An 11,551-nucleotide genomic window follows, 5' to 3' on the forward strand; every position below is an offset into this window, starting at 1 on the left:
CGCGTATTTTGCCTTTTTCGGCAATGGCCGATGGCGCGGCAGGAATGAGGAGGGCGGGCAAAAAAAAGCCTGCACCGATGGGTGCAGGCTCAGGTCTCCTGATGCCTGGATCATTGCCAGGCTCTCCTCTAAAACGTCTCCTCCGCCACACAGTTTTGAGGCATGCGACCGGCTCCGTGCGGGAGAGATGCCGGCCTGGCCTGCCAGCGTGGGCAGTCAGATCCTCAAAAACATGTGCGCATTCTAAAAGCGATTCAAGGTCTGGGTGATTGCTCTGTCAGATAAATGATGTCTTATAGATGACTTGCATGAGATGCCACTGCTTGAGGAATGATGGGGTTTCTAATTGTTTTCGTAAGTGTTTGATTTTCAATTAATTTATTGATTTTCAGAAGCTGTTGAAAGTATTGGTTTGGTCAATGACCTTTTGCGCTGCTCTGGTTTCTGTGTGCGAGAGCCAGGCGGAATCCGGCTTGACCTGGATCACAACAGGCTTGCATGGCGCTCGGTTGTAAGCCTGGCGTGACGGATGCTGGAGTACAAAACGCTCAGGAGACAAACATGACAAGCTCTTTCGATTTGAACCTCACCCCGAATACCGCCAACCATGCCGCGCTGACGCCGCTGGGATTTATTGCCCGCACGGCCGAGGTCTACCCCGAGCGCCTGGCCATCGTTCATGGCGACCTGCGCCAGAACTGGGCGCAGACCTATGCACGTTGCCGTCAGCTGGCCAGCAGCCTGCAGAGGATCGGCATCGGCAAGAACGACACCGTGGCCGTGATGCTGCCCAATACGCCGCCCATGGTGGAGGCCCACTTTGGCGTGCCCATGGCCGGTGCCGTACTCAACACGCTCAACACCCGGCTGGATGCCGAGACTCTGGCCTTCATGCTCGACCATGGCGAAGCCAAGGCCCTGATCGTGGACCCCGAGTTCGCGCCTCTGATGGCCAGGGCGCTCAAGCTGCGCCAGAGCACCGCGCCCATCCATGTGATCCAGGTCGAAGACCCGGTTTACGGCGAGGCGGCCGAGCAGATCGGTGCCACCGACTACGAGAGCTTTTTGGCCCAGGGTGATGCCGGTTTCGACTGGCAATGGCCCGGCGACGAATGGGATGCGATTGCCCTGAACTACACCAGCGGAACCACGGGCAATCCCAAGGGTGTGGTTTACCACCATCGCGGCGCGCACAACAATGCCATCAGCAATGTGCTGGAGTGGGACATGCCCAAGCACGCTGTCTATCTGTGGACGCTGCCCATGTTCCACTGCAACGGCTGGTGCTTCCCCTGGACGGTGGCCGCACGCGCGGCGGTCAATGTCTGTCTGCGACGGGTGGATGCGCAGGCGATTTTTGACGCCATTCGCAACCAGGGTGTGAGCCATTACTGCGGCGCGCCCATTGTGCACAGCCTGCTGGTGAATGCGCCGGCTGCCATGAAGCAGGGCGTGCCCGCAGGCGTCAAGGCCATGGTGGCAGGGGCAGCGCCGCCCGCATCGATGATCGAAGGCATGGAGGCGATGGGCTTTGACATCACCCATGTCTACGGCCTGACCGAAACCTATGGCCCAGCCACGGTCTGCGCCAAGCATGAAAGCTGGAATGCGCTCGACATCGGCGAGCGCGCCCGTTTGAACTCACGCCAGGGCGTGCGCTACCACCTGCAGCGCTCTGCGGCCGTGCTGGACCCCGAAACCATGCAGCCCGTGCCGCGTGACGGCCAGACCATGGGCGAGATCATGTTCCAGGGCAATATCGCCATGAAGGGCTATCTCAAGAATCCGCAAGCGACGCGGGAAGCCTTCCGCGGCGGCTGGTTCCACAGCGGCGACCTGGCCGTGCAGCATCCCGACGGCTATATCCAGATCAAGGATCGCAGCAAGGACATCATCATCTCGGGAGGCGAGAACATCTCGTCCATCGAAGTGGAGGATGTGCTCTACCGCCACCCCGCCGTGCTGGCTGCGGCCGTGGTGGCCAAGCCCGACCCCAAATGGGGCGAGACGCCCTGCGCCTTCATCGAGCTCAAAGCCGGAGCCGAGACTACGGCCGAAGACATCATTGCCCACTGCAAAAAGCACCTGGCCGGCTACAAGGTGCCGCGCGCCGTGGTGTTTGGCGAGCTGCCCAAGACCAGCACGGGCAAGATCCAGAAGTTCGAGCTGCGCAAGCAGGCAGGCTCGGCTTCCGCCATCTCGGTCTGAGATCCCGCCGTTGACCCCAAGGTGCTATGCCTCAGCTAGGTGGGCAGCGGGCTCTTCGTGTCTGTCAGATCAGCAAATTTGATAGCTGCTAGCGCTTGTTATTCATAGAACTTGGATAGTTTTCAATCTGAAATCTATGAATAGCCTGCGCAATAAGCTCTGAATGAGATAGCGGCAACTGGATGGTGCGTCACGCCAGTTCGGGCGGCATGCGCTGCCAGCCTTCGGGCGTCACACGCAGCACCTCGCTGCGCTGTGTATCGGCATCGATATGCCAGTCGCTGAGCACGATGCGCCACTGCCCGTCGCCCAGCGCGTGGTCGGCGGGCTGATGGGTATGGCCGTGAATCAGCCAGGGCGCTTGCGCGGTCTGCATCCAGGTGCTGCTCATCTGCGCGTCGGCATCAGCGTAGGGCGCGCCGCTTTGCTTGCGCTGCTCGCTTTCGCTGCGTGCCGATCTGCCGATCGCGCGGCGCACGGCCAGAGGCTGGGCCAGCAACTGCTGTTGCCAGGCGGCGGAGCGCGAAACAGCGCGGAATTGCTGGTACTCCACATCGTCCAGGCATAGCGCATCGCCATGACTGATCAGGATGCTGGGGCCTGCCCACAGCAATACCGTGGGGTCGGAAAGCCCGCTCATGCCGCTGCGGCGCAGAAACTCGTCACCGGCCAGAAAGTCGCGGTTGCCGACCATGAAGAACAGCGGGCGCTGCTGCGCCGCCTCGCGCAGCACGGCGGCGCACTCGGCCTCGAAGCTGCCGGGCTCATCGAGCGCATCGTCACCGACCCAAACTTCAAACAGATCGCCGAGGATGAAGATGGCATCGGCCGTGCTGCGCGCCAAATAGCTGCGCCAGGCTTCGACCGTCTGCGGCTCCGAAGGCTGCAGATGCAGATCGGAAATAAAGTCGATGGCTCGCCAGCCGGGTGCGCCTTGCAGCTGCGCCACCTGAGGAGCCGTCGTGCGGGGATCTGAAGATTCAGTCATGTGATGATGGTGGGCAGCCTGAAAACAATAACGGCCCCGAGCGAGAGGCGGCAAGCAAGAGCCGCCTCGCAGCGAGGCCGTCGTCCCCCTTGGGGGAAGGCGCGCAGCGCCTCAGGGGGTTAGATCGCGATCGCCTTGTCGATCACCACGGCGTCGAAGGGCACGTCGTCGTGGAAGCCCTTGCGTGTGGTGCGCACCTTCTTGATGGCGTCCACGACTTCTTCACCCTTGACCACCTTGCCGAACACGGCGTAGCCCCAGCCCTGGCCGGAGGGAGCGGTGTGGTTCAGGAAACCGTTGTCCACGGTGTTGATGAAGAACTGTGCAGTTGCGCTATGGGGATCGCTGGTGCGAGCCATGGCAATGGTGTACTTGTCGTTCTTCAGGCCGTTCTTGGCTTCGTTCTCGATGGGAGCCGCGGTGTCCTTTTGCTTCATGTCGGCCGCGAAACCGCCGCCCTGGATCATGAAGTTCTTGATCACGCGGTGGAAGATGGTGCCGTTGTAAAAACCCTGGTTCACGTAGTTCAGGAAGTTCTCGGTGGACTTGGGCGCGTTCACGGCGTCCAGTTCCAGGGTGATCACGCCTTGGGTGGCGGTATCGGCCACGTTGATGGTCACGTGCAGTTCGACTTGGGGATTGCTCATGTCTGTGCTTTCTAGAGGATGGAGTAAAGAGGCTGGCGCAGCCCGGCTTGGGCAGCACTGCCCGGTTGTTTACTTGATTTCGGTGGCGGAGAGGATTGTTACCGGCGTGGTGGGCACATTCTGGTGCATGCCACGGTTGCCCGTAGCCACGGCGCGGATTTTGTCCACCACGTCCATGCCCTTGATGACCTTGCCGAAGACGGTATAGCCATAGCCATCGGGCTTGGGTGCGTTGAGCATGTCGTTGTTCACCACATTGATGAAGAACTGCGAGGTGGCAGAGTTGGGGTTGCCGGTGCGCGCCATGGCAATCGTGCCGCGGTCGTTCTTGAGGCCGTTGCTGGCTTCCAGCGGAATCGGCGCGCGCGTGGGCTTCTCGCTCAGATTGGCGTCCATGCCGCCGCCCTGGATCATGAAGCCGTCGATGACGCGGTGGAACACCGTGCCGTCATAGTGCTTGTCGCGCACATATTGCAGGAAATTGGCCGCGCTCTTGGGGGCCTTGGCATCGTTGAGCTCGACCACGATATCGCCCATGCTGGTCTTGAGTTGCACCTTGGACTGCGCCTGGGCCAGGCCGGGGATTGCGAAAACAGTGGCTGTCAGCGCAATCGCGGACAGGGCCTTGAGGCTGTTTCGACGGAAATTCAGCATGGTCATATTCCTGGGTAAGTGGGTCTTGGGCAGGGCCGCTGGACAGCGGCTGCAAAAAACCGGTTTGAGGCAGCTGAGGGCGCCGGCCGGCTTCACAAGAGGGAGGAGGGCGGGATGACAAAAAACGGATTCAGCGGGCCGGGGCAGGTGTTGCAAGAGAGGCTGCGGGTTGCAGCAAGTCCTTGAGCTGCTTGAGCTTGGGGTTCAGGGCTGCGGGGCGGCCGCCCTTGGCCAGGGACTGCGCATAGGACTGATAGGCCAGGCGGGCATAGATATCACCCAGGTTCTCGTGCGCCACGGCATAGTTCGGATTGTTGCGCACGGCGGCTTCGAGTGCGGAGCGGGCACGATCCAGATCGCCCTGGCGTGCATAGATCACGGCCAGGTTGTTATAGGGCTCGGGCAGCTCGGGATAGTCCTCGGTCAGCTGGCGAAAAGCCGTGATCGCGTCTTCGGTCTTGCCGTCATTGCTCAGCGCGATGCCGCGCAGAAAACGCATTTGCGGGTCGCGTGAATTCTTGGCCAGATAGGTGTCCGCTTTTTGCAGTGCCTGCTGGGTCTTGCCGCTTTTGAGCAACTGGGCAACATCCGTGTAATCGTCGGCGTGGGCGCTACCTGCAGCGAGCAAGGCAGCCAGGGCTGCCGCACGCGCTGCGGTACTGAACAAGTTGCGTACAGGCATGTAGGTGCTTTCATTGCGCCGCAAAACTGCGCTGCGGCGGGAGCTTATACTGCGGGGAATTGTAGCTGAGGGGTGTGCGGCGCTTAGGCGTCTGGCCGGACCGGGATGTGTCTGGATGCTAGTGCGCATTTTTCAGCCTCAGGGAATGGCAGGCACGGTTTATGCATCGCAGGCATGACCAGTGCTGCTGCTCGCCACCCTCTCTCCCTATTTCAAGATTCATGAGTTTGCGTATCTACAACACGCTGTCGCGTGCACTGGAATCGTTTTCGCCGCTTGAGCCGGGCCATGTGCGTATGTACGTCTGTGGCATGACGGTCTATGACCTCTGCCACCTGGGCCATGCACGCTCCATGGTGGCTTTCGACGTGGTGCAGCGCTGGCTGCGCGCCAGCGGCTACAAGGTGACCTATGTGCGCAACATCACCGACATCGATGACAAGATCATCCGACGTGCGGTGGAAAACGGCGAGACCATACGCAGTCTGACTGATCGCATGATCGATGCGCTGCACCAGGACGCGGATGCGCTGGGCATCGAGCGCCCCACGCTGGAGCCGCGCGCCACCGAATACGTGCCGCAGATGCTGGGCATGATCGCCAAGCTGCAGGACAAGGGTCTGGCCTATCAGGCCGGCAATGGCGATGTGAACTACGCCGTGCGCAAGTTTGCGGGCTACGGCAAGCTCTCGGGCAAGTCGCTGGACGAGCTCAACGCCGGCGAGCGCGTGGCCGTGGCCGACGGCAAGCTTGACCCGCTGGACTTTGTGCTGTGGAAGTCGGCCAAGGCCGACGAGCCGGCCGATGTGAAATGGCAGAGTCCGTTTGGCGAAGGCCGCCCCGGCTGGCATATCGAATGCTCGGCCATGGGTTGCGAGCTGCTGGGCGAGAGCTTTGACATCCATGGCGGCGGAGCAGACCTGCAGTTCCCTCACCATGAGAACGAGATTGCCCAGAGCGAAGGTGCGACCGGCAAGCCGTTTGCGCGGACCTGGATGCACAACGGCTTCATCAACGTCGACAACGAGAAGATGTCCAAGTCGCTGGGCAACTTCTTCACCATCCGCGACGTGCTCAAGGAATACGACGCCGAGACCATCCGGTTCTTCGTCGTGCGCAGCCACTACCGTAGCCCGCTGAACTATTCCAACGTGCATCTCGATGATGCGCGTGGAGCGCTCAAGCGCCTCTATACCGCCCTGGATCTGGTGGCGCCCTCCGAGGTGCAGGTCGACTGGAGCAATCCCTATGCTGCCCGCTTCAAGGCGGCGATGGATGAAGACTTCGGCACGCCCGAGGCAGTAGCCGTGCTGTTCGAGCTGGCCGCTGAGGTCAACCGCAGCAAGTCGCCCGAGGTGGCGGGCTTGCTCAAGGCATTGGGCGCATGTCTGGGTCTGCTGCAGGCCGAGCCTCAGAAATTTCTGCAGGCCGGTGCCGAAGGTGTGGATGCTGCCGCGATCGAGGCCCTGATTGCCGCGCGCGCAGAAGCCAAGGCCGCCAAGAACTGGGCCGAGGCCGACCGCATCCGCAAGGAACTGCTTGAGCAGGGCATCGTCCTCAAGGACTCTGCCGCAGGTACGACCTGGGAATCGGCCGCCAAGGGCTGAGACTGCATGCAATATTCCATCAACTGTGTGAACAGTGCGAAGGGGCGTGCATGAGCGCGGTCAAGCATCTGGACACCATGGAGTTCGAGCAGCTGCCGCTGGTTGCCGATCTGCCCGTGCCCATGGGGCCGGCTGCGCCTTTGCCTGTCGCTCCTTTGGGGGCTGCGGCCATGGTTCAGTCTGCGGGAGCGGCCGGCAAAGATCTGGTGCCAGCCAAGCTGGCTGCAGCGCCCAAGGTGGCTGCACCCAAGATCCATCTGGATCTGCCTGATGGCGTGCCTGCCTACTGGGCTGAGGCTTGCCGCCAGCTCATGCGCCGCGATCGCGTGCTCAAGCGATTGATTCCGCAGCTCGGCAGCCAGGCGCTGCTGCCCTGCGGGCAGGAGCAGGCCTTTGCCACTTTGGCCCGCTCCATCATCGGGCAGCAGATCTCGGCAAAGTCGGCCAAGACCTTGTGGAACAAGTTCGCCAAGCTGCCTGCTGCCATGCAGCCCGAGCAGGTGCTCAGGCTCAAGGTGGACGATATGCGTGGCGCTGGACTGTCGGCCCGCAAGGTCGACTATCTGGTCGATCTGGCTCTGCACTTCACCGAGCATCGCCTGCACATGGATGAATGGGCTCAGATGAGCGATGAGGTCATCATCGCCGAGCTGATGTCCATACGCGGTCTCAGCCGCTGGACGGCCGAGAATTTTCTGATTTACTGCCTGGGGCGGCCCAATGTGCTGCCTCTGGACGATGCCGGTTTGATACAGGGCATCTCTCTCAATCATTTTTCGGGCGATCCTGTCAGTCGCAGCGATGCCCGTGAAGTTGCCGAGGCTTGGAAACCGTGGTGTACGGTTGCAACTTGGTATATTTGGCGCTCGCTCGAGGCGCAGCCTGTGGCTTGATGACATCTGTCCACTGGCCGATTGCAAGGATTGCAGCAGGCTGGCACAAGGAGAAATACGTTGGCGAAAAAGAACTTTCTGGATTTTGAGCAGCCCATTGCAGAACTCGAATCCAAAATCGAAGAACTGCGCTATGTGCAGACTGAAAGCGCAGTAGATATCTCGGAAGAGATCGATCAGCTCAGCAAGAAAAGCCTGCAGCTGACCAAGGACATCTACAGCGACCTGACCCCCTGGCAGATCACCAAGATTGCCCGCCATACCGAGCGCCCCTATACGCTCGACTATGTGCGCGAGTGCTTTACCGACTTTGTCGAAATGCATGGCGACCGCCACTTTGCGGATGACCAGTCCATCATTGGTGGCCTGGCGCGCTTCAATGGCCAGCCCTGCATGGTGATCGGTCATCAAAAGGGTCGCGATACCAAGGAGCGCACGCTGCGTAACTTTGGCATGACGCGTCCCGAGGGCTATCGCAAGGCCTTGCGTCTGATGAAGACGGCCGAGAAGTTCAAGCTGCCCGTGTTCACTTTTGTGGACACGCCCGGCGCCTTCCCCGGTATCGATGCCGAGGAGCGTGGTCAGTCCGAGGCCATCGGTCGCAACATCTACGAAATGGCGCAGCTGCAGACCCCCATCATCACCACCATCATCGGTGAAGGTGGCTCGGGCGGTGCGCTGGCGATTGCCGTGGCCGACCAGGTGCTGATGCTGCAGTACTCTGTGTACTCGGTGATCAGCCCCGAAGGCTGCGCTTCCATTTTGTGGAAGACGGGTGAAAAGGCTCAGGAAGCAGCGGATGCCATGGGCATCACCGCCCACCGCCTCAAGGCACTGGGTCTGGTGGACAAGATCGTCAACGAGCCTGTGGGTGGTGCTCACCGCGATCACAAGCAAATGGGTGCCTTCCTCAAGCGGGCACTGGGCGATGCCTATCGCCAGCTGACCGATCTCAAGCCCAAGGAGCTGCAGGATCGTCGCTACGACCGCATTCAGAGCTACGGCAAGTTTGCCGACACGAAGGCCGACAACCGCTGATCAGGCGGGCTTGATGCCGCTTGCGCACAATGGCTCCTTCGGGAGCCATTTGTTTTTGCCGAGAGCTTATGCGCGAAATGCGCCTTAAGCCATTGCTGAGTAAGCGTTAGCTGCTATTGAATTGGAAAGAGGGAGTTTGTTGTTCATGCAAGCCCAGTCAGATGCTGACTTGTTGGCGGCTTCGGCCGGCCGGGTGGATGCCGCAGTGGCTGCATTCAATCCAGCGCTGCCGCTGGTTGTGGCCTTCAGCGGCGGAGCCGATTCGTCGGCTCTGCTGCTGGCCTGCCATGCGCGCTGGCCGGGGCAGGTGAGGGCGATCCATGTGCACCATGGTTTGCAGGCCGCGGCTGATGGTTTTCAGCAGCACTGCGAGCAACTGTGCGCCCGACACGGCATTGCCCTCAAGGTCTGCGCCATCGATGCGCGCAATGTGCAGGGGCAAAGCCCCGAAGACGCGGCGCGTCAGGGGCGTTATGCGGCCTTGATTCAGGCGGCCGGCCAGCCTTGGCTGGCTGCAGATGGTGCGCCGCTGGATGCGGTGCGCTCCATGGCGCTGGCCCAGCATGCCGACGACCAGGTCGAGACCTTGCTGCTGGCGCTCTCGCGCGGTGCCGGTGTGGCTGGTCTGGCGGCCATGCCTGGGCATTGGCAAAGAGCGGGGTTGGAGTGGTTCAGACCCTTGCTGGCAGTGCCCGGGCAGGCGCTGCGAGACTGGTTGCGGCTCAGGGATTTGAGCTGGGTCGAGGATCCGACGAATACCGATCAGGGGTACACGCGCAACCGCATCCGGGTTCAACTGCTGCCGGTGCTGGAGCAGGTCTTTCCTCAGTTCCGCAGCACGTTCGCACGCAGCAGTGCCCATTGCGCCCAGGCGTCCGAACTGTTGGACGAGCAGGCGGCGGCAGACCTGCAGATGGTGGGACTGCCGCCAGCCATCAAGGCATTGCAGGGTTTGAGCGAGCTGCGTCTGGGCAATGTCCTGCGTTATTGGTTGCGCACCGAGCATGGCACGACGCCGACGACGGCCCAGCTTGCGCAGCTCATGGCGCAGCTCGGCGTTTGCACTACGCGAGGGCACCGCATCCACATCAAGGTGGGGCGGGGTTTTGTGGAGCGCCAGGGGGTAAGTCTCGGTTGGTACAATTCCTAGGTTTTGGTTTTTTTACCTGTACGAAAACCGCCGGCGCGCCAAAACCTTTGTGATCTGCGCCGTGGCTGCTGTTTCGTCACCCTTTAGTATCCAATGGCACTGATCGTTCATAAATACGGCGGCACCTCGATGGGCTCGACAGAGCGCATCCGCAACGTCGCCAAGCGTGTGGCCAAATGGGCTCGGGCAGGTCACCAGTTGGTGGTTGTGCCCAGCGCCATGAGTGGCGAAACCAACCGTTTGCTGGGTCTGGCCAGTGAACTGGCTCCCAGTCACGCCAAGAGTTCGTACTATCGTGAGCTTGATATGCTGGCCGCCACTGGCGAGCAGGCATCCTCGGCGCTGCTGGCCATTGCGCTGCAGGCCGAAGGCATGGAATCCGTCAGCTATGCGGGCTGGCAAGTGCCCGTGCGCACCGATAGCAGCTACACCAAGGCTCGCATCGAGTCCATCGACGACAAGCGCGTGCGCGCCGACCTCGAGGCAGGTCGTGTCGTGATCGTGACCGGCTTCCAGGGTATCGATCCCGAAGGCAATATCACCACGCTGGGTCGTGGCGGCTCCGACACTTCTGCCGTGGCCGTGGCTGCCGCCCTGAAGGCTGCCGAATGCCTGATCTATACCGATGTGGATGGCGTCTACACCACCGATCCCCGTGTGGTGCCGGCTGCCAAGCGCCTGGGTACGGTGAGCTTTGAGGAAATGCTGGAAATGGCCAGCCTGGGCTCCAAGGTTCTGCAGATTCGCTCCGTGGAGTTTGCAGGCAAGTACAAGGTGCCCATGCGCGTGCTGTCCAGCTTCACGCCCTGGGATATCGATCTGGAAGAAGAAGCCAAGTCCGGCACGCTGATTACTTTTGAGGAAGACGAAAAAATGGAAAAGGCTGTCGTATCCGGCATCGCTTTCAACCGTGGCGAGGCCAAGATTTCCGTGCTGGGCGTGCCTGATACCCCCGGCGTGGCCGCTGCCATCCTGGGTCCCGTGGCTGATGCCAACATCGAAGTCGATGTGATCATCCAGAACATCTCCAAGGACGGCAAGACCGACTTCAGCTTCACCGTGAGCCAGGGTGATTACCAGCGTGCCATGGAATTGCTGCGTGAAAGCGTTGTTCCTGCACTGGGTGCTTCCGAAGTGGTGGGCAATCCCAATATCGCCAAGGTCAGCATCGTCGGCATCGGCATGCGCAGCCATGTGGGTGTGGCCTCCACCATGTTCCGTGCCTTGAGTAAGGAAGGCGTGAACATCCAGATGATCTCGACTTCCGAGATCAAGACTTCGGTCGTGATCGACGAGAAGTACCTGGAGCTGGCCGTGCGCTCCCTGCACACCGCCTTCGGTTTGGACAAAAGCGAATAATTTTCGCAACTTTCCAAAAACGAACAAAAAAGCTGTTTACAATAGCGTCATTCCGGAAACGTGACCGAGTGGCCGAAGGTGCTCCCCTGCTAAGGGAGTATGGGGTGTAGAGCCTCATCGAGGGTTCGAATCCCTCCGTTTCCGCCAAATCAAAGAAAAAGCCGCAAGGCTTTTTCTTTTTGTCAAGATCCTTTGGGTGTTGACAAAAAGTTTCAAACTTTGATTTGAGTTTGGTGAAAACAGTGCTACAATTGAAGGCTTCGCTGATCGCAGCAAGCAACGAGATTCAAAGTCAAGCTTCTTGGTTTTGCACTCGGTTCCTTAA

Annotated in this window: 10 protein-coding genes and 1 tRNA gene; 7 read left to right on the forward strand and 4 right to left on the reverse strand. The window is 60.5% G+C overall.

The window, feature by feature from the left end; translation table 11 throughout:
• Positions 1-561 precede the first annotated feature (561 nt).
• A complete protein-coding gene (locus ACLBXN_RS03745) occupies positions 562-2,208 on the forward strand; it encodes an acyl-CoA synthetase (protein WP_447611181.1) in 1,647 nt (548 codons plus the stop codon).
• Positions 2,209-2,398: 190 nt separating this feature from the next.
• Here the strand turns inward: ACLBXN_RS03745 and ACLBXN_RS03750 are convergent, their stop codons facing one another.
• The 4 genes from ACLBXN_RS03750 to ACLBXN_RS03765 all read right to left on the reverse strand — a co-directional run bounded on the left by ACLBXN_RS03750 (position 2,399) and on the right by ACLBXN_RS03765 (position 5,179).
• Positions 2,399-3,196, reverse strand: a complete 798-nt coding sequence (locus ACLBXN_RS03750; RefSeq protein WP_447611182.1) for a UDP-2,3-diacylglucosamine diphosphatase — start codon at positions 3,194-3,196, stop codon at positions 2,399-2,401.
• Positions 3,197-3,315: 119 nt separating this feature from the next.
• Positions 3,316-3,843: a peptidylprolyl isomerase gene (locus ACLBXN_RS03755; protein ID WP_447611184.1), complete on the reverse strand. Its 528-nt coding sequence runs from the start codon at positions 3,841-3,843 to the stop codon at positions 3,316-3,318.
• 69 nt (positions 3,844-3,912) lie between these two features.
• Positions 3,913-4,497 (reverse strand): peptidylprolyl isomerase, encoded by a 585-nt coding sequence (locus ACLBXN_RS03760; protein ID WP_211457435.1) that lies wholly within the window; start codon positions 4,495-4,497, stop codon positions 3,913-3,915.
• Positions 4,498-4,627: 130 nt separating this feature from the next.
• Complete coding sequence (locus tag ACLBXN_RS03765) at positions 4,628-5,179, reverse strand: tetratricopeptide repeat protein (RefSeq protein ID WP_019043728.1); 552 nt, start codon at positions 5,177-5,179, stop codon at positions 4,628-4,630.
• A gap of 221 nt (positions 5,180-5,400) precedes the next feature.
• Between ACLBXN_RS03765 and cysS the strand changes: the two genes are divergently transcribed.
• From cysS to ACLBXN_RS03795, 6 genes are all read left to right on the forward strand, one after another.
• On the forward strand, positions 5,401-6,786 hold the full coding sequence (gene cysS, locus ACLBXN_RS03770) for a cysteine--tRNA ligase (protein WP_447611186.1): 1,386 nt from the start codon (positions 5,401-5,403) through the stop codon (positions 6,784-6,786).
• A 50-nt stretch (positions 6,787-6,836) separates the two neighbouring features.
• Complete coding sequence (locus ACLBXN_RS03775; protein ID WP_447611187.1) at positions 6,837-7,679, forward strand: DNA-3-methyladenine glycosylase family protein; 843 nt, start codon at positions 6,837-6,839, stop codon at positions 7,677-7,679.
• Positions 7,680-7,739: 60 nt separating this feature from the next.
• Complete coding sequence (locus ACLBXN_RS03780; RefSeq protein WP_003057594.1) at positions 7,740-8,717, forward strand: acetyl-CoA carboxylase carboxyltransferase subunit alpha; 978 nt, start codon at positions 7,740-7,742, stop codon at positions 8,715-8,717.
• Positions 8,718-8,856: 139 nt separating this feature from the next.
• Positions 8,857-9,867, forward strand: coding sequence for a tRNA lysidine(34) synthetase TilS (tilS, locus tag ACLBXN_RS03785; RefSeq protein ID WP_447611194.1), 1,011 nt, complete (start codon positions 8,857-8,859; stop codon positions 9,865-9,867).
• 93 nt (positions 9,868-9,960) lie between these two features.
• Positions 9,961-11,226: an aspartate kinase gene (locus tag ACLBXN_RS03790; protein ID WP_003057587.1), complete on the forward strand. Its 1,266-nt coding sequence runs from the start codon at positions 9,961-9,963 to the stop codon at positions 11,224-11,226.
• Between the two features lie 54 nt (positions 11,227-11,280).
• Positions 11,281-11,373, forward strand: a tRNA-Ser gene (locus ACLBXN_RS03795).
• Positions 11,374-11,551 lie beyond the last annotated feature (178 nt).

The organism is Comamonas sp. C24C, assembly GCF_053345995.1.

What these genes read in the sequence shown, in the direction of transcription:
- ACLBXN_RS03760 (WP_211457435.1), bottom strand. Translation starts at nt 4,497, where the DNA reads ATGCTGAATTTCCGTCGAAACAGCCTCAAGGCCCTGTCCGCGATTGCG.
- ACLBXN_RS03745 (WP_447611181.1), top strand. Translation starts at nt 562, where the DNA reads ATGACAAGCTCTTTCGATTTGAACCTCACCCCGAATACCGCCAACCAT.
- ACLBXN_RS03765 (WP_019043728.1), bottom strand. Translation starts at nt 5,179, where the DNA reads ATGCCTGTACGCAACTTGTTCAGTACCGCAGCGCGTGCGGCAGCCCTG.
- cysS (WP_447611186.1), top strand. Translation starts at nt 5,401, where the DNA reads ATGAGTTTGCGTATCTACAACACGCTGTCGCGTGCACTGGAATCGTTT.
- ACLBXN_RS03775 (WP_447611187.1), top strand. Translation starts at nt 6,837, where the DNA reads ATGAGCGCGGTCAAGCATCTGGACACCATGGAGTTCGAGCAGCTGCCG.
- ACLBXN_RS03790 (WP_003057587.1), top strand. Translation starts at nt 9,961, where the DNA reads ATGGCACTGATCGTTCATAAATACGGCGGCACCTCGATGGGCTCGACA.
- ACLBXN_RS03750 (WP_447611182.1), bottom strand. Translation starts at nt 3,196, where the DNA reads ATGACTGAATCTTCAGATCCCCGCACGACGGCTCCTCAGGTGGCGCAG.
- ACLBXN_RS03755 (WP_447611184.1), bottom strand. Translation starts at nt 3,843, where the DNA reads ATGAGCAATCCCCAAGTCGAACTGCACGTGACCATCAACGTGGCCGAT.